The 17745-nt window shown below is 50.5% G+C and carries 20 protein-coding genes; 9 read left to right on the top strand and 11 right to left on the bottom strand.

Going from position 1 to position 17745, the window contains the following annotated elements; translation table 11 throughout:
* Nucleotides 1-16: 16 nt before the first annotated feature.
* The 8 genes from ACW44H_RS00490 (at nucleotide 17) to fliR (ending at nucleotide 5926) form a co-directional block, all read left to right on the top strand.
* Entirely contained in the window at nucleotides 17-1342 is a 1326-nt protein-coding gene (locus tag ACW44H_RS00490) for a flagellar hook-length control protein FliK (RefSeq protein WP_457506191.1), read from the top strand.
* Between the two features lie 161 nt (nucleotides 1343-1503).
* On the top strand, nucleotides 1504-1980 hold the full coding sequence (fliL, locus tag ACW44H_RS00485; RefSeq protein ID WP_113271022.1) for a flagellar basal body-associated protein FliL: 477 nt from the start codon (nucleotides 1504-1506) through the stop codon (nucleotides 1978-1980).
* Between the two features lie 21 nt (nucleotides 1981-2001).
* Complete coding sequence (gene fliM, locus ACW44H_RS00480; RefSeq protein ID WP_457506190.1) at nucleotides 2002-3057, top strand: flagellar motor switch protein FliM; 1056 nt, start codon at nucleotides 2002-2004, stop codon at nucleotides 3055-3057.
* Nucleotides 3054-3575 carry a flagellar motor switch protein FliN gene (gene fliN / locus ACW44H_RS00475; RefSeq protein ID WP_113271020.1) on the top strand — a complete coding sequence of 174 codons (522 nt, stop codon included), beginning with the start codon at nucleotides 3054-3056 and terminating at the stop codon, nucleotides 3573-3575. Before fliM ends, fliN begins: the two co-directional genes overlap by 4 nt.
* On the top strand, nucleotides 3572-4015 hold the full coding sequence (fliO, locus tag ACW44H_RS00470) for a flagellar biosynthetic protein FliO (RefSeq protein WP_113271019.1): 444 nt from the start codon (nucleotides 3572-3574) through the stop codon (nucleotides 4013-4015). Before fliN ends, fliO begins: the two co-directional genes overlap by 4 nt.
* 8 nt (nucleotides 4016-4023) lie before the next feature.
* On the top strand, nucleotides 4024-4791 hold the full coding sequence (gene fliP / locus ACW44H_RS00465) for a flagellar type III secretion system pore protein FliP (protein ID WP_457506189.1): 768 nt from the start codon (nucleotides 4024-4026) through the stop codon (nucleotides 4789-4791).
* A gap of 69 nt (nucleotides 4792-4860) precedes the next feature.
* Nucleotides 4861-5130 (top strand): flagellar biosynthesis protein FliQ, encoded by a 270-nt coding sequence (gene fliQ / locus ACW44H_RS00460; RefSeq protein WP_101145845.1) that lies wholly within the window; start codon nucleotides 4861-4863, stop codon nucleotides 5128-5130.
* A gap of 4 nt (nucleotides 5131-5134) precedes the next feature.
* Complete coding sequence (gene fliR, locus ACW44H_RS00455) at nucleotides 5135-5926, top strand: flagellar biosynthetic protein FliR (RefSeq protein ID WP_113271017.1); 792 nt, start codon at nucleotides 5135-5137, stop codon at nucleotides 5924-5926.
* Nucleotides 5927-5989: 63 nt separating this feature from the next.
* Here the strand turns inward: fliR and flgL are convergent, their stop codons facing one another.
* The 11 genes from flgL to flgB all read right to left on the bottom strand — a co-directional run bounded on the left by flgL (nucleotide 5990) and on the right by flgB (nucleotide 16803).
* Nucleotides 5990-7225 carry a flagellar hook-associated protein FlgL gene (gene flgL / locus ACW44H_RS00450; protein WP_457506188.1) on the bottom strand — a complete coding sequence of 412 codons (1236 nt, stop codon included), beginning with the start codon at nucleotides 7223-7225 and terminating at the stop codon, nucleotides 5990-5992.
* A 16-nt stretch (nucleotides 7226-7241) separates the two neighbouring features.
* A complete protein-coding gene (gene flgK / locus ACW44H_RS00445; protein ID WP_457506187.1) occupies nucleotides 7242-9224 on the bottom strand; it encodes a flagellar hook-associated protein FlgK in 1983 nt (660 codons plus the stop codon).
* Nucleotides 9225-9297: 73 nt separating this feature from the next.
* On the bottom strand, nucleotides 9298-10326 hold the full coding sequence (gene flgJ, locus ACW44H_RS00440; RefSeq protein WP_457506186.1) for a flagellar assembly peptidoglycan hydrolase FlgJ: 1029 nt from the start codon (nucleotides 10324-10326) through the stop codon (nucleotides 9298-9300).
* Complete coding sequence (locus ACW44H_RS00435) at nucleotides 10326-11393, bottom strand: flagellar basal body P-ring protein FlgI (RefSeq protein WP_457508880.1); 1068 nt, start codon at nucleotides 11391-11393, stop codon at nucleotides 10326-10328. Before ACW44H_RS00435 ends, flgJ begins: the two co-directional genes overlap by 1 nt.
* 186 nt (nucleotides 11394-11579) lie before the next feature.
* Nucleotides 11580-12269 (bottom strand): flagellar basal body L-ring protein FlgH, encoded by a 690-nt coding sequence (locus tag ACW44H_RS00430; protein WP_113271013.1) that lies wholly within the window; start codon nucleotides 12267-12269, stop codon nucleotides 11580-11582.
* Nucleotides 12270-12306: 37 nt separating this feature from the next.
* The gene (gene flgG, locus ACW44H_RS00425) at nucleotides 12307-13089 is read right to left on the bottom strand and encodes a flagellar basal-body rod protein FlgG (RefSeq protein WP_113271012.1); all 783 of its coding nucleotides are present in this window, start codon (nucleotides 13087-13089) and stop codon (nucleotides 12307-12309) included.
* A 50-nt stretch (nucleotides 13090-13139) separates the two neighbouring features.
* The gene (locus ACW44H_RS00420) at nucleotides 13140-13898 is read right to left on the bottom strand and encodes a flagellar basal body rod protein FlgF (protein WP_457506185.1); all 759 of its coding nucleotides are present in this window, start codon (nucleotides 13896-13898) and stop codon (nucleotides 13140-13142) included.
* A 31-nt stretch (nucleotides 13899-13929) separates the two neighbouring features.
* Nucleotides 13930-15180: a flagellar hook protein FlgE gene (gene flgE, locus ACW44H_RS00415; RefSeq protein ID WP_457506184.1), complete on the bottom strand. Its 1251-nt coding sequence runs from the start codon at nucleotides 15178-15180 to the stop codon at nucleotides 13930-13932.
* Between the two features lie 52 nt (nucleotides 15181-15232).
* Entirely contained in the window at nucleotides 15233-15922 is a 690-nt protein-coding gene (locus tag ACW44H_RS00410; RefSeq protein ID WP_457506183.1) for a flagellar hook assembly protein FlgD, read from the bottom strand.
* Nucleotides 15923-15925: 3 nt separating this feature from the next.
* Nucleotides 15926-16336 carry a flagellar basal body rod protein FlgC gene (flgC, locus tag ACW44H_RS00405; protein WP_113271008.1) on the bottom strand — a complete coding sequence of 137 codons (411 nt, stop codon included), beginning with the start codon at nucleotides 16334-16336 and terminating at the stop codon, nucleotides 15926-15928.
* 32 nt (nucleotides 16337-16368) lie between these two features.
* Entirely contained in the window at nucleotides 16369-16803 is a 435-nt protein-coding gene (gene flgB / locus ACW44H_RS00400; RefSeq protein ID WP_457506182.1) for a flagellar basal body rod protein FlgB, read from the bottom strand.
* A gap of 275 nt (nucleotides 16804-17078) precedes the next feature.
* On the opposite strand from flgB, the gene flgA reads away from it, so the two are divergent.
* Entirely contained in the window at nucleotides 17079-17720 is a 642-nt protein-coding gene (flgA, locus tag ACW44H_RS00395) for a flagellar basal body P-ring formation chaperone FlgA (RefSeq protein WP_457508878.1), read from the top strand.
* Nucleotides 17721-17745: the final 25 nt, after the last annotated feature.

Raw genomic sequence — 17745 nt, 5'->3', positions numbered from 1 at the left:
TGTCAAGGAACTGAATATGAATATTCACCAGTTGCTTTCGGCCAGCCAGAGTTCGCCTCAGACTCAGTCTCAAGGCGCATTCAGCCGGCAAGACTCACCCAACGGTTTTTTTCAGCAGGCGCTTTCACATGCAGCTGACGCTCAGCGCTTGTCTGCGCATACGCTAAGTGAGGCCGACTCGTTACAGTCAACTCCACACCAAGCACAGCTGAGTGCACTCGGCGGCCTCTTGTCAGATGCGCTAGAAATAGATATTGAGGATTTAAGCGCAGCTCTTGAAGCACTCGGGCTTGATGTCAATGAAAGTGACTTATCTGGACTACTTGCTCAACTTCAACAATCAAATCCAGACATTAACTTAGATACCCTAACGCTTGATAGTGCGCAGACCTCAACGCCATTAGATGAAATTGCCGCTCGCCTTACCTTAATGGCATCTTTTACCGAAGGCACGCCTAAAGTACAGCCTGGATCGTCGATCGACCCGGCGGTGCTGAAAGCTATCACCGAACATCTAAATATTAATCAAACAGAAGCAGCGCAGCTGGTCTCCGCGTTAAACAGCTTGGTTACCCAACGCCAGAATAGTCAGAGCGAACAACCCTTCCCTGTTGATACGGCTCGCTTAACCAATACCAGCCTGCCCGCTATCGAAACTCAGGCAGCGTCAAGAACGCAGCCTCATACTTTCTTTACTCAAATGAGCGCTGATGGTGCAGCGTCACAAATCAGCAGCGAAGCCCTAATGGGCGCTCTATTAACGTCAGGAGGCGTGCCAAAAGGGAATTCTTCAAGTGAGCACTTACTGACCGGCTTCACATCCCATGCTGGCAACCCCCTACTAGCCTCAGCACAACCATCAGCACAAGGGTTTGCACCGGCCGTACCATCAACCCAGGCCGCGCTGACAACGCCTGTTACGAACCCTGCTTGGCCACAGCAACTAAGCCAGCAATTGGTACAAATTTCACAGCGTGGTGGCGAGCAGCATGTACAAATGCAGTTGAATCCGGCGGAGCTAGGGCCACTCTCTATTTCATTAAAATTTGGCGAACAGGGGGCACAAGCACACTTTTTGTCAGGCCATGCCCAGGTGCGGCAAGTGCTTGAACAAGCCATTCCCCAACTAAGGGAAGCCCTGGCAGAACAAGGTATATCGCTAGGTGAGACATCCGTTGGCGATCAGCGCGATCCCAATGCTCAGGCTTTTGCCCAATCAGGCGGTAAGCAAGGTGCAGAGGTTGGCAGTGACAGCGGCGACATTGGCGCGGATGAAATGCTCTCCCGAAGCGCTGAAAGCAACCCTCTTATAGTGGACGGGCGAGTCGACCTCTACGCGTAAACAGTGGCAACTGAATTTGCATGGCATCTGTAGTGCTGCGCACATGAGCTAACTAAACCAAAAGATAGGCTTGCCAAACGAGCCTGTTCATTTCATCACCAGCATGCGCTTTAGGCATAATACTTTGCTAGTGATACGCATGGAATTCACAGGAATCTCAAATGGCAGAAACAAGCGGTGGGTCTAAAAAGCTGCTTTGGATAATGATTATTCTAGTGTTGCTATCGTCAATAGGCGCAGCGACAGCTATTTATATGGTAATTGACCAGCAAGATAACGGTACGGAAAATGCAGAAATGCAGCAAGCAATGGAGCGTGAGTCGCCAGTCTTCATGCGCATTGAGCCTTTTACCGTCAACCTTGCCGATGATCGCCATGGGTCACGCTTACTCTATACAGGCGTGACGCTTCGCGTGGGTAATGAAGAAAGTAAAGTTATTCTTGAAGAGCATATGCCCCAAGTGCGTAGTCGATTGCTGATGCTGCTGTCCGGCAAGCAAGCTGATGAGCTTACCTCCTCGGAAGGCAAGCAGCAGCTTGCGCAAGAGATCGTTAATAGGCTAAACGTACCGCTTGCAGAAAATCAGCCACCGCTTGATTTGCGTGAAGTTTTATTCACCGAATTTATTGTGCAATAACCTCGGGAACTGGAGCCGTTCATGTCACAGGACGATCTACTGTCCCAGGAAGAAATTGATGCTCTGTTAAAGGGCGTTAGCGGAGACGATGAGCCATCGGCTACATCGCCACAAGCGCAAGAAGAACTGCGCATTCGACCTTACGACCCCTCGACCCAACATCGCGTGATTCGTGAGCGTTTGCATGCGCTGGATTTCATTAATGAGCGTTTTGCGCGCTATTTTCGTAATGGTTTATTTAACCTATTGCGGCGTAGTGCGGATATCACGGTAGAGTCGGTACGCTATCAAAGCTTTAGTGAGTTCTCACGTAATGTTCCCGTACCCACTAACCTGAACATCGTGTCGATGAAGCCGCTGCGTGGCTCCGCACTGGTGGTATTTCCACCTAACCTCGTTTTTATGGTGGTCGATAACCTTTTCGGTGGTGATGGCCGCTTTGTCACCAAATCGGATGGGCGAGAATTTACCAATACTGAGCAGCGTATTATTCAACGCCTGCTTAATCTCGCCATTGATGCTTATCAAGAAGCCTGGAAAGTCGTTTATCCGTTGGATGTCAGCTTTTTACGTTCTGAAGTGCAATCGAAGTTTGCCAACATCACCAACTCACCTAATGAAATTGTGGTGAATACCAAGTTCAATATTGAAGTTGGCAACCTATCTAGCAATTTCCAGATATGCATGCCTTACGCCATGATCGAGCCGTTGCGTGATTTACTGGCCAATCCGATCAATGATAGCAACCACGACCAAGATGGCAGTTGGTCCCGCCGTATGGCGAGCGAGTTGCGCCATTCAGAAGTCGAGTTAGTCGCTGAGTTTGCGCAAATATCTAGTCGTATCGCCCATGTTATGGGATTGAAAAAAGGCGATGTGCTACCGCTAGACATTCCGAGCACCATCACAGCCAGTGTGGATGGCGTCCCCGTGATGGAGTGCGAGTATGGCAGCCAACGGCAACAGCATGCTCTGCGTATCTTACATATGATCGACCATGCCGCTATGAACAACGTATCGTCCAAAGACTTTATTAAAGTGTCTACGCGACAGCAAGCCAAGGAATCCAAAGCATGACTGATCCCAATAAGCCTGATCAGAACGTCTCTGACGACGATTGGGCCGATGCCATGTCCCAGCAAGAAGAGACTACCTCCAGTGCTGATGCTGCTAGCGAAGAGGATGACCCCTGGGCAGCTGCGATGGCCGAGCAAGAAGCCGCAGAAGAGAGCGAAGAAGTATCCGCGCCCCCTAAGCCTGAAGCACCGGCTGCAAAATCTGCAAGTGATGATGTCTTCCGCCCGTTGAGCCCGGACAGCGGCTCTTCACAGGCGCGTGAGTTAGAAATGATCATGGATATCCCGGTGAAGCTTACCGTGGAGCTAGGTCGCACTAAGCTAACCATTAAGCAGCTACTGGAATTAGCGCAAGGGTCTGTCATCGAGCTTGAAGGTCTCGCCGGTGAACCGATGGATATCTTGATTAATGGCTATTTAATCGCTCAAGGGGAAGTTGTCGTCATTGAAGATAAGTACGGTATTCGTATTACTGAAATCATCACGCCTTCTGAACGTATTCACAAACTGAACCGATGAGTGTTGCGACAACTTCGACGCAGAACGGCTCGCTCGATGCGCTAGGTAACGGTGGCGAGACATTGATAGGCATGGCTGTTTTAGGCAAAACAGCCGCTGCCTTAGCATTAGTCATTGCGATCATTCTAATTTGCACGGCGCTTTTAAAGCGCTGGAATAATCATAACTCTCGCCATGGCGCTCACCTCCGCATCGTAGGCAGCACTGCTGTGGGCAATCGTGAGCGAATTGTGATTGTTGAAGTGGAAGATACTTGGTTAGTCGTTGGCGTTGGTGGTGGCCGAATAACTAAGTTACACGAGCGTCCCGCCCCAGAAGAACGCCCGCCAGCAGCCTCTGTACCAGCTTCTTCTCGTTTCTCGCGACGCCTAGCCAAAGCGCTAGCTGCTAGCCGTCGCCGCGACTCATCCGCGCCCTCCGACCCACATCAGACGCCATGAGGCTCCGGATGCACCTTTCTAGGCTCTATGAGCAACGTTGGCTATGGCTGGCATTGACCCTTGTTGTTTGCTTAATAGCCAGCCCTGCGCATGCTCAACAAATACCTGGCATTATTTCTCAGCCATTAGAAGACGGCGGCCAGCAGTGGTCACTTTCGTTACAAACGCTACTCTTTCTCAGTTCGCTCGCGTTTTTACCTTCGATGCTGCTGATGATGACGAGTTTCACGCGCATCATCATCGTGCTGAGCCTATTACGCACAGCCATGGGCACCCAGGCAACACCGCCGAACCAAGTGCTCTTGGGAATTGCTCTGTTTCTGACCTTCTTTATCATGTCGCCGGTGTTAGCTCAGGTTTATGACAATGCCTGGGTGCCCCTGAGCAACGAAACGATCAATTTCGAAGAATTTTTGCTACTGGCCCAAGACCCGTTTCGCGAATTCATGCTTGCCCAAACCCGTGAGCCCGACCTGGCATTGTTTGTTCGCTTGGCAGATGTAGGGCCGATGCAGGGGCCGGAAGAGTTACCCATGCGCGTATTGTTGCCCGCTTATGTCACTAGCGAGTTAAAAACGGCGTTTCAAATTGGCTTTACTATTTTTATTCCGTTTTTAATCATCGACCTCGTTGTCGCCAGTACGCTAATGGCACTGGGTATGATGATGGTTCCGCCCATCACTATCTCGTTACCTTTTAAGCTCATGTTGTTCATTTTAGTAGACGGCTGGCAGCTTATTATTGGCTCGATGGCAGAAAGCTTTTACATGATATAGCGCGTTATTGAGATAGATTTTTTACATAAATAAGCAGCGCCGTTTTATACGGCGCAAAGGATTTCCTCGATGACCCCTGAAATGGTGATGAGCATTGCTTATCAAGGCATGCGTGTAACGCTTCTGCTTGCTGGCCCTATGCTGCTAGCCGCGCTCTTCACTGGCCTTATCATCAGCTTGTTTCAAGCCGCCACTCAAATTAACGAAATGACGCTGACGTTTATCCCTAAAATCCTGGCCGTGTTTGCAGTGTTGGTATTTGCTGGCCCTTGGCTGATTGGATTGATTACCGATTTTACCCATCGATTATTCACCAATATCCCCAATATGGTGATGTAAGCTAATGGTTGAAGTCACTTTCGCACAGCTACAAGGGTGGCTAGTGGCTTTTTTATGGCCGTTTGCGCGCATCACTGCTTTCATGGCTGCCTCCCCTTTATGGGGTCACTCCAGTGTTCCCAATCAAGCCAAAGTCGGCCTTGCTGCTCTTATTTCCATTGTGATTGCGCCGATTCTGCCGGCCATGCCGGATATCGCTGTCATGTCCTGGGCTGGGGTCGGGATTATGATCGAACAGATCCTCATCGGCTTGGCGATGGGGCTTGTCATGCATATCATTTTTGCCGTCGTGCAAGCGGCTGGTGATTTTATCGGTCTGCAAATGGGCTTAGCGTTTGCGAGCTTTTTTGATACATCGAGCGGCACCAATATTATGGTGCTATCGCGCATTCTCTATATGATCACCTTGCTCATGTTTTTGGCGATGAATGGGCATCTGATGGTGCTTGAAACCTTGATTATGAGCTTTCAAACATTGCCCATTGGCATTGGGACGTTCAACCCAGATGCGTTTATTTTACTGGCTCGATATGCGGGGACGATTTTTGCCTCAGGTATGTTACTGGCACTGCCGCTAGTGGGCTCCCTGCTAACCATCAACTTGGCACTGGGCATACTGAACCGTTCCGCCCCTCAGCTCACCGTTTTCAATATCGGCTTTCCTACTTCCCTCATCGTGGGTCTCATATTGATGATGGTATTAATGACCGATATTAGCCGCTTTCTGCAGCGGCTATTTACTCAAGGATTAGGATTTCTGCAGAGTTTAATCGAAACAATGGCGCCCTTAACCTAAAATCCCCGTGCTTTATAAAAAAGTACGGGGATTTCAGTCAACCATGTAAGAACTAGACGCTCGTTACATATAGTTAAATAACGATAAGCCTTTAATATCCACAAACGCTTTTTGCGACGCCTGCATACCTATTTGTCGCAAACTATACTCAGAAATAGCTTCTGTGTAATCAAGATCGACTAAATCCGACAGCGTCTGATCGTAGTTCAGCATTCGGTTACTACCTACCGAATCGATAACATCAAGCTCATTCAAGCGAGCCCCGGCAGAGGCGCGCACGGTCAGAACGTTATCTAGGCTATTGTCCAGATCGCGCATGGCAGTGTTCAGAGTATTGCGCAGGTCAGCTTTCTTGGCCGACGTGTCAGCAGGATTTTCCAGCACACGAATGGCTTCTTCCATAGTTCGGAAGAGATCAGGCTCGCGCTGCTCACTACCAGCTTTTGCCACCAAAATTGAATCGTCTGTAACAGGCGTTCCCTCAAGACTAATCGAAACTCCGCCGTAGCTGACTTGCTGAGCGGGATCGCCCGACTCCCACGTGTAGGATTCACTTTTAACAGCATTCCAGTCAGTGCCATCAAACGTTTCAATGTCGAATGCGACATCACTGGTAAAGGTGATGCGGAAGTCTGTTGCATTCTTTACATCGCTTATTTGCGGCCCGCTAAATGTCACATTACCATCGTTGAGATCACCATTTTCTTTCTTTGCTTCTGCAACATAACCCGCACCACTGGGCACGCTCTTAAAGATAGTTTCGCCATTATCATTAACCGGCATCAGCCGCGAGGCATCCACACGCTGTTCGCGTACGTTACTATCACCCTGATACTGTACGCTGCCATCGGCTGACTTAACGAACGGTGGGGCGTTATCTTTATAGCCGCCAAACAGATAGCGACCGTTACCATCGGTGGCATTGGCCTGACCCAGCATCGTTTCATAGACGCCTTTAAGCTCGCTGGCGATTGCCTCGCGGTCCACGTCACTCAGCGTGTCACTCGATGCTTGAATCAACAATGTTTTGGCGCTGGTTACTGCATCACTGACGCTATTTAAAATGCTTTCTGTCTGTGAAAGAGAGTTACGCGCCGATACACGCGCGTCTGAATATTGCTCGGTAACAGCTTTTGCCTGGTCCACGCCAACCGCACGGGAGGCCGCCTGTGGATCATCCGATGGATTCACTACCCGTCGTCCACTGGCAATCTGCTGGCTAACTTTCATCAGATCGCTTTGCTGACGGTTCATAGACGCCGTGCTTTGCTCGAACATAGTAACAGTACTAATACGCATCGCTTAAGCTCCCGAATTAACCGCGCAGGTTCAAGATGGTGTCCATCAGCGTTCCTGCGGTGTCAATCACACGCGCATTGGCCTGATAGTACTGTTGGTAACGAATCAAGTTAGCGGCTTCTTCGTCCAAATTGACCCCAGACTCTGATTGCTGAACCGCGTGCAATTGATCGGTCAAACCTTGACGAGCATCCAAATTAACTTGCGTGATATTAGTACGGTTACCCACATCACTGACCATGGATGCATAGGCCCCGGTGACCGTTGCGCTAGCGCCAACAATCGATTTGGCTTGCAGGTTTTGCAGAGCCAGCGCATTACGGTTATCGCCAGTGGCAGAGATAATCCTTTGGCTGACATTTAAGGTCGCTGTGTCGCCCGTGGCAGGACGAGCATCTAGTGTAAAGCTGAAGCCATCAATAACAACGGTTTCTCCAACATCTACTTCCACATCAGTAGCATCCGACGCATAAGAAGTCCCTGCAACCGTGAAAGCAGTTGGTGGAATTACTGTCAGCTTACCGGTGCCATCCACTTTCAATTCATAGTTTTTATTATCGGCAAAAGCGGTATGAGACGTTTGCAAGTCACTAACGTCTAAATTGCCTGTGCTTTTAAATGAGTTAAGTGGACTAGCTCCTTCACCATCAAACCCCGCGTCACCCGCCGCAATTTTGTCCACATCGGCAATTTTCACTTCCATACCTGCGCCCGCGCGGCGCACCGGCTGGATTTCAAAGGTGTCACCTACAGCAACATTATTGCCGCTAAACGAAAGGGTTACACCACCAAAAGTAATTTCACCCAAGCCTGTGCCTGGTGTCCAACCACTGGTGTCAACAAAGTCGGCATCTTTGGGATCTGTACCACTGAGTACTTGGCCGTTGTCATTACGCGTCACAACGGGATCAAGGTTTTCATCAAACGAGACGGTATAGTCCGTCGCACGAAGCTTACCGACTGTTTCTGGATCAAAAGCCACCGACGTTAATAGGTCAGGGTCGCTATTGCCTTTATGGCCATAGGATTGCGGTGTGCGCACTGCAAAGAAGTCCTCGCCCTGCTCACCGTTTAGATCCACGCCCAGTTTGTGCTGTGCATTAAAAGCCGATGACAATGAAACCGCCAGCTGACCAATTTGGTTCTGCGTCTTATCCAGGGTTTCTGAACGGAAGGTCATTAATCCACCCAACGCCCCCCCCTTGATGGTCGATTCATCTAGCTTAACTAAATTACCGCCACCATCTCGGTAGCCCACGATGGTTCGTTGAGGATCGTAATCGGCCTGAACAGCTTCCAATTTAAAAGAGTTAGTGCCGGTGACGAGGGGCTGGCCATTAGGCAGACTGATATTATAGGTCTTGCCATCCTGTATATTCAGGCGCAAATCCATGCGTTCGTTGAGCTCGGAAACCATATGATCACGCTGATTAAGCAGGCTATTAGGCGCTTCACCGGTTCGTGCACGAGCAAGGGAAATTTCTTTATTTAAACCAGCAATCTGCTCAACCGTATTGTTTATTTGGGTCACTTCATCTTTGATTTGCCCATTGATATTGCCTTGCATATCCTGCAAGTAGCCATCGAAAGAGCGGAACTGTGAACTTAGCGTATTGGCTTGACCTAGCACGCCTTGGCGAGCCGCCGGATCAGAAGGCGAGCTGGCTAGATCTTCCAGCGATGAGAAGAATCCCTGCATCAGAGGCGCTAGGCCTGCCTCGCGATCGGCTAACAGGTTATCGATTTGCGATACCTGATTATAGTAAGTGTTTAAAGCGCTTGACTGTGTTTTGGCACTATTTAACTGGTCAGCCACATACGTGTTGAACTGGCGCTCTATATCATTGACACGAACACCGCCGCCTACACGCCCTTCACCTAGCTGTGCTAACTCACGGTTATAGCCCGGCGTATAGACATTACTAATATTGTTACTGCTTGTGTTCAGGGCATTCTGCGCGGCATTGAGGCCGCTTAAGCCGATCGAAAACATGTTCATGGTTCAATTCCTTAGGCTGATACCTATATATGCTATAAATATCGGCACTGCGCAGAAAAACTTGAGGAGTGGGCTAGCGGGAATCAGCCAGAAAATTACCGCCCGGATCGAGCGGCCCCATTGACTTCATTACCGACACTAACTTGTCTGCATAACGTGGATCAGTGGCATAACCACCACGCTGTAACTCTTGTGCTGCCTGCTCTGCACTAGGCGCCTGGACGACACCGGCATAGCGCGGATTGTTACTAATCAGACTGGCATAGTCGGTAAAGGCGTGTTCAAACGAGTCGTAGACGCGGAAGGTATCGACCACCTGCGTCCGTCGCCCATTGATATATTCGTGCGTCACAATATCGGTTGTTTCGCCCTGCCAATGGCTGCCAGCTTTGATACCAAACAAGTTGTGGCTATTGTTGCCATTGCGAGTTGCGATTTCGTGCCGTCCCCAGCCGGTTTCAAGTGCTGCCTGAGCCAAGATTAATTCGGCAGGTACTCCCGTGGTCGCACTGGCCGCCTGGGCTGGAGCTGCTAACGTTTGAATAAACTGGCCGACGTGACCCGAGGCTGCCTGCTCTCGTTGATTCAGCGCGGACTCATTTACCGCATTACCCTTCTCCACACCTTGGCGAATGGCCTCGAGCTCGGCTAAGAACCGACCGCTGCCCTGTGGGATTGCTTCAGCAATAGAATCTTGATTTTCTAAGAAAGATTCATCCAGCATACGAGGCGTACCCCGAGGGATACCGGCGATCAATGCTTGCAGCTCTTGATCCGCTTCTGGCTGCGCTTTTGAGATGGCCCCCTGGCGTTCCAACTGCTCGACGAGGACTTCAGCAAGGCCCATTCCACGCGAAGCCATCACCTGTGACCACTGTTGATCCAGCATCGATTGATACGTATCCGTCGCGCTGCTGTTCATCAGCCCTGAGCTAGGCGTCGCGTCGCGCATACTCTTCATCATCATCTGAATAAAGAGCGCTTCAAACTGTTGGGCCGCACCATTTACACCCGCTTCTGGGTCGACCCGTGCCGTATGCTGAAGGCGCTGAAAGCCGTTCATGTCCAAGGCGAACTGGCTGGTCATATCACTCGCGCTCATTAAATAACCTCCAGCTCAGCACGCAGTGAACCCGACGCTTTCAGCGCTTCTAGTATCGACATTAAGTCCTGCGGTGTAGCGCCTAACGCATTCAATGCATTGACCACTTCGTTGAGCTGGGCGCCCTCGACGATTTGCAGATAAGCCTCTTGCTGCTCAATATCAATATCCGCATCGGGGACCACGACGGTCTCCCCTTCACCAAAGGGATTAGGCTGGCTAACACCAAACTGAGTATCAATCATGATCGAAAGACTACCGTGCGCGACGGCCGCCTCACGCAGAGTGACGGCACTGTTCATTACTACCGAGCCAGTACGTGAGTTTAGAACTACCCGCGCGGCTGCTTCAGTAGGTGTCACCTGAACGTTTTCAATACGTGCCATAAAATTGACGCGCGCATTGTCGTCGATAGGCCCATCGAGAGCGATGACGCGTCCATTGCGTGCATAGGCAACCGACTGGCCAAATTCGTTATTAATAGCCGTGACCATGCGCTGCACAGTGCCGAAATCAGAGTCGTTTAGCTGCAACTCAAGCGTGCCACCGTTGCCGCCCAGGTTGAGCGGCACTTCCCTTTCAACCAGGGCGCCATTGGGAATACGCCCAGAAGCTTGCTGATTGATCTGCACGCTGCTGCCACCCGCCTGCGCACCCGCACCGCCTACCAGCATATTGCCTTGGGCAATCGCATAGGTCTCACCGTCGGCGCCTCTTAAAGGGGTCATAAGTAGGGTGCCGCCTCGCAAACTGCGCGCGTTAGCAATCGACGAAACTACAATATCCAACCGCTGTCCAGGCCTTGAAAAGGGCGGCAGATCAGTCGTCACCATCACGGCAGCGACGTTTCGCAATTGCAGATTCGTGCCGGCAGGCACGGTCACGCCAAGCTGTGAAAGCATGTTAGTCAGACTTTGGCTAGTAAACGGCGCCTGCGTGGTTTGGTCACCGGTACTGTCGAGACCCACGACTAAGCCGTAGCCTACCAACTGGTTATCACGGACACCGGCAAAGCTTGCCAGCTCACGAACACGCTCAGCATGGGCGGGAAAAGCCAATACACACATCAGCACTATGACACTCAGCTGAACAAGCCAGGTGCTGCTCGCTCTATAGCTATTTGTAGATAAAAAATTATTTAACTGCATCGCTATTGCCCGCTGTAACCCTTTTACTGAACGACCTTTTACTGAAGAGCCTGCCATCAAAGGGCCTGTCATTATTAGCTCTGTCATTGGTAGCTCCTCATAGCGCTAAAACGGCGAGACATTTAAGAAGAAACGCTGTAGCCAACCCATGTGCTGCGCTTCGTTGATATAACCGTCCCCGACATATTCAATACGCGCATCTGCCACTTCGGTTGAAGGTACGGTATTTTGCGCGGTAACCGTGCGCGGGTTAACCACACCAGAGAATCGGATAAACTCCGTCCCCTGATTGATAGCGATTTGCTTCTCGCCACGTACGCGTAAATTGCCGTTATTCATCACCTCTAAGACCGATACCGTAATCGTACCGGTAAAGGAGTTATTGGCTTGAGAGCCACCACTGCCGGTAAAATCATTTGCGCCAGAAACATCGAAGCCATATTCCGCGAGCGTATCAAGCGCATCAGGTAGCTGTGCAAGCTCAAGGCTGGCACTACCACTACGCCCCGCATTGGATTGCGAATTCTTGCTTGCGCTGACTTCTTCATCCAGGACAATCGTCAAAATATCGCCAACCGAACGCGGACGGCGATCTTCAAAGAGCGGCTGATACCCTTGTCTGGCCTGATAAATAGAGCCATTCGGGATGGGAGGTGGACGATCAACAATACTGATCTGTTCTTGTTCGCCCACGACCGAGGCTCTTGGAATTTGAGCACAACCAGCAACAACCAACATAAAAAGCGCTAGCCCAGCTAGCGCAATACGACGTGACATGTGGTGCAACTCCAGCATAACGCAACCTATTATTAAGCCTAGTGAGTAACCATGGTTACAGTTGGCTCAAGCGTGCCAACATTTCATCACTGGTTGACACCGCTTTGCTATTAATCTCATAGGCGCGCTGTGTCTGAATCATATTGACCATCTCTTCAACGACGTTGACGTTGGAGGTTTCCACATAACCCTGGAACAGCCGGCCTGCACCGTTCATACCAGGCATGTTCTCATTGGGTGCACCTGAGGCGCCTGTTTCTAAGTAAAGGTTGCCACCAATACTCTGGAGGCCCGCTGGGTTAATAAAGGTACTGACAGTGATTTGCCCCACCTCATTATCCAGCGCGACACCTGGCTGACGCACGCTCACCGTGCCATCTTCGCCGATATTCACTGACAAAGCGTTTGCAGGCAGAAATATTGCAGGCTCAACAGGGTAACCATTAGCGGTCACCATCTGGCCATTTTCATTTAACTGAAAACTACCATCACGGGTATAACCCGACGTTCCATCGGGCAACAGAACTTGAAAAAAACCTTCGCCATTAATGGCTAGATCACGCGAATTTTCAGTCTGCTCTAGCCCACCTTGGGTATGCAAACGCTCAGTTGCTACGGCGCGCACACCGGTTCCCACCTGCATGCCAGAAGGTAGGCGATCCTGAATATTGTTCTGGGCACCGGGCTGACGCATGTTCTGGTACAACAGATCTTCAAATACCGGACGTGAACGTTTAAAACCATTGGTACTTACGTTCGCCAGGTTATTTGAAATGACGTCAAGCTTGGTTTGCTGCGATTCCAAGCCTGTTTTAGCTGTCCACAACGACTTAATCATAATTTTGCTCCCTTGACCGACTGACGAACTTCAGCGTTGAATGGCCAACATTAACCTTGGATAGAAAGAATGCCGTTGGCGCGCTGGGCATTTTCGTCAGCGGTACTTAGCACTTTCATCTGCATATCGTAACGGCGTGCAACATCGATCATTGAGACCATGGCATCAACAGCGCTAACATTACTGCCTTCGAGCGCGCCGCTCACTAGCTTGGCATTCTGATCAACGGGCAGGGCGCCTGGAGCACCTTCATCGTTCGGGGGTGCACGAAACAGGCCGTCCTCACCGCGCGTTAACGCTCCGGCTTCAGGCGTCACAAGCTTAATACGCCCCACTTCGACTAAAGCTTCTGGCCCGACGCCTTCGGGAATTGCACTAATTGTCCCGTCGGCGCCAATGGAAACTTGCGCACCTTGGGGTATTGCAATCGGCCCGCCCTCACCTATCACCGGACGGCCTACGCTCAACAACACGCCATCACTGTCTATTTGAAGGTCGCCTCGGCGTGTATACGTTTCAGTACCGTCATCTGCCTGTACCGCCATCCACGCATCGTCCTGCATCGCGACATCGAGTGTACGCCCCGTAAATTCCACTGGCCCCTGCGAAAAGTCACTGCCCGGGATAGTGGTCACCGCGGAGGTACGTGTCGCCAGTAACGCTTCGCCCTGCACGGGCACGGAACGAGCGGCCTGTAGCTGCGCGCGAAAACCAGTAGTGGTCACATTCGACAGGTTGTTACTCACCACCGACTGCTGGTCCATACTGTTTTTGGCACCACTCATGGCGGTATAGAGCATTCGATCCACGGTACTTACTCCTTACAAAGTTGACCGATTATTAAAGATTAATAATGGTCTGCAGGAGCTCGTCCTGGGTACTGATGGTTTGCGAATTGGCCTGGTACGCACGCTGGGCAACAATCATGTCCACGAGCTCGCGCGCCATATCAACATTGGAGGTTTCAACCGCACTCGCCTCAATCATGCCACGTAGTCCAGTACCCGCCGCCCCCACCAACTCTTGGCCAGAATCAGCGGTAGCTGTCCATAGGTTATCGCCATTGGGCTTTAAACCTTCAGGATTACGGAAGCTAACTAGCGCTATTTGACCAGCGGCACGCGACTGCTCATTTGAGTAGTTGCGCATCACGGTGCCGTCGTCTTGAATAGTCACACCTACCATTGAACCTGACGTATAGCCGTTTTGAGTAATGTCACTAACAGTGGAGTCTTTAGCGAACTGCGAGGAGCCCGCAAAATCCAAATCAACTACCAATGGTTCAAGCTGTGTACCATTAAACTCGCTAGCAGGGTCAGTACCATCGAAAGTAAAGTTTACTTGTCCGCCTCCAGCCAATCGCCCGCTGGCATCAAAAGCAAGTGTTGCAGCGCTTTCTACTACATAGGTACCGGCGCCATCAGGGCCACCTGTCATTCGTAGAGCTACATCCCACGTATTTGTTCCTGCGTCTGTTTTAGTAAAATAAAATGTCAAATTGCGTGCGTTGCCTTGAGAATCGTAAACGGTAGCATTTGTTGAGTAGGAATAATCATCAGCACCTAAGCCTGCCAATATTTCCGCTTCGGTAGGAGCAACCAATTCGCCCTCACCCGAATCTAAGTTCAACGATACGTTTAGCTCAGTAGTAGCGCTTGCTGGCAAATCGCCAGCTTCAACTGCCAGCGCTTCTACATCCCCACCTGCCTGAACAACACCTTCGGCGTTTGCGGCATAACCCATAATCTGAGCGCCTTGGGCATTCACTAGGCGACCATCGGCCGTCATGGTCAGCTGACCATTACGTGAATAACCTACTTCGCCATTGGGCTGTTGAAAGCGGAAGAAGCCTTCACCGGCAATGGCTAAATCCATATTGCGGTTAGTTGATTCAACATTACCTTGGCTGAAGTTCTGTAATACGCCCGCTGTACGCACACCCAAACCGATACGCGACTCAGCATACACATCGGCGAATTGTACGTTAGAACTTTTAAAACCGACTGTTTGCGAGTTGGCAATGTTATTACCAACGGCACCTAGTTTTTGTTGCTGAGCGCTTAGACCACTGAGTGCTTGTGAAAAACTCATGATGTTCCCCTAAGAAAGCTGTGTTTAATCAAATACTGTGATTAATTAATAGTTAAAGAATTTGTTTAACGTCATTCAGACTGATTTGGCCGTAAATAGCGCCTAAATCCAACCGAACGTTGCCACTGCTATCATTAGGCGTCACGCTGTTGACTACCGCGTACTGCAAGGCTGTGGATTCGATTTTTTCACCTTCAGCGTCGGTCACTTCTAATTGAACCGAATATCGACCGCTGGCCGCTGATGCTTTCTGCTCATTGAGGCCGTCCCACTGGAAGGATTGGACACCTGCATCCAGCGCTCCAAGGTCAAGCGTTCTAATAACTTGGCCACCCTCACCCACGATCGTCGCTTTAACATTCGCCGCTGGCTCGGCCAGCTCTATGCCGAAGGGCGTTGTGTAGGAATTCCCGTCATCATCCTGCTCTACTAACACATCCCTGCCGGACACCATTACACCTTTGCCGATTAGCCCGCTCGCCTGCAGTGCCTGATTGGCATCCATTTGGCTGGTAATGCCTTCGAGCGTGCTATTTAACTCTTCAATACCGCTGACCGTGTTAATTTGTGCTAACTGCGAGGTCATCTCCGAATTTTCCATCGGCTTAAGCGGGTCTTGATTCTGTAGCTGGGTGATCAGCAGCGTCATAAAGCTTTCGCGCAATTCATCGGATTGGCGTGCAGAAAGCCCATTGGCCCCACCACCATTCACGTTACTTAATACACTCGTATCGATATTCATGGTTTAGCCCTCACCCAGCGACAGTGTCTGCATCAGCATTTGCTTACTGGTATTGAATACTTCAACGTTGGCTTGATAAGAGCGCGAGGCAGAAATCATATTGACCATTTCATGCACGGGCTCAACGTTGGGCTTGGCCACATAGCCTTCTTCATCCGCTGCCGGGTGGTTGGGCATATACTCCATGCGCAGTGGTGAGTCATCTTCCACCACCTCGGTAACGCGCACACCGCCAACGCCATAGCGATTGGCTTGGGCCTGAGTCTCAAACATGACCTGTTTCGCTCGATAGGTTTCGCCATCGGGCCCGGCAACGCTGTCGGCATTGGCCATATTGCTAGCGGTAACATTCATACGCTGGGACTGAGCGCTCATTGCCGAGCTGGCAATATCAAACGTAGAAAACATCGACATCGTGGATTAACTCCTCGCTAATTTGGTCTGGTTTATTCGGGCTGCATGGCATTTTTCAGCCCTTGAATACGGCTGTTGAGCATCGTGAGTCCGACTTGATAACGAACAGCGTTATCGGCAAACTGCGTGCGCTCACGGTCCATATCAACCGTATTTCCATCCAAACTAGGCTGGTCGGGAATGCGGTAAAGTAAATCGACGTTGCCCGCTCCACGCCATGCGGGGCCTTCTCCAGCAATGTGGGACCCCGCGGTGCGCGCCAATGTCAGGCCGCCGCCGGTATTACTAGATGCATTCTGAGTACCGTCTACTGCTTTTTTCAGCTCACTAGCAAAGTCAATGTCACGCGCTTTATAGTTAGGCGTATCGGCATTAGCAATATTCGCTGCCAACACATCGTGGCGTGCTTGGCGTAAACTCACTGCTTGCTGATGAAAATTAAAGGCAGATTCCAGTTGATCAATCATGCCGACCCTCGCGTTGAGGCAAGAAATAAAATGGATTTTGTTGATGGTGAAGAATACGTCTGGAACTGTCAGCCTAAAGCATGGAACAGCTGTCGTTTCTACCAGCATTTCACGTGATACGACTACCACCTTTTCTCTACACTGAGTGATGAGTTCTTCTCGTTACTCTCCTCCCCTAGCTCCTTAGTAAGCGACTCCCCATGCCACAACAACGCTTTCCTCAGCTCATCATCCATCATTACTGGAAAGTCTTCGTCATACTGGCAGGCGTATGCATGAGCTTTACATCGAATGCCTATGCAGATGACGACCAGCTCATGCAGCAAGTACATGAATTCTTATATGAAGAAACCCAAACGCTCGGAGAAGAAGTGGTAATCGAGCTACGTCCCCCATCACCGCATCTACCCGAATGCATTCAACCTGAGCCTTTTTTAGCCAACGCCAACCAAGCCCCATTAGGCCGTGTTTCCGTTGGGGTACGTTGTGGTGAAAACGGCCGACAAGTCCGTTACTTACAGGCCCAAATAGATGTCATTGGTAATTATGTGGTGGCCGCAAGAGATATCGATCGAGGCACACTGATTACATCCGCCATGCTCAGCGAACGCGGCGGCAATTTAGGGGATCTATCAGCTCAGGCGTTGACGGCTGAAGAAGACATCGTGGGCAAAATAGCCCAGCGCCCCATTCGCAGTGGTAGCGCCTTTTTAGCCCATTATTTACAAGCGCCTCATTTAGTTGAACGTGGGCAGCGCGTTACTGTCATAGCGCAAGGTTCTGCCTTCCGAGTTTCACGAGAAGGCGAAGCACTTGAAAATGGTGCTCTTGGTGAGCAAGTTAGAGTTCGTTTTGGCTCGCGAGAAATCATGACTGCTCGTGTCGCCGAGCGTGGCATTTTGGTAGTGGATTTTTAATTCGCAGCCTAAAGTTAGGTCCAAT

This window comes from Vreelandella sulfidaeris Esulfide1, assembly GCF_054072535.1.
The sequence above is the reverse complement of the archived record's forward strand: the minus strand, read 5'-3'. Positions and strand labels throughout refer to the sequence as shown.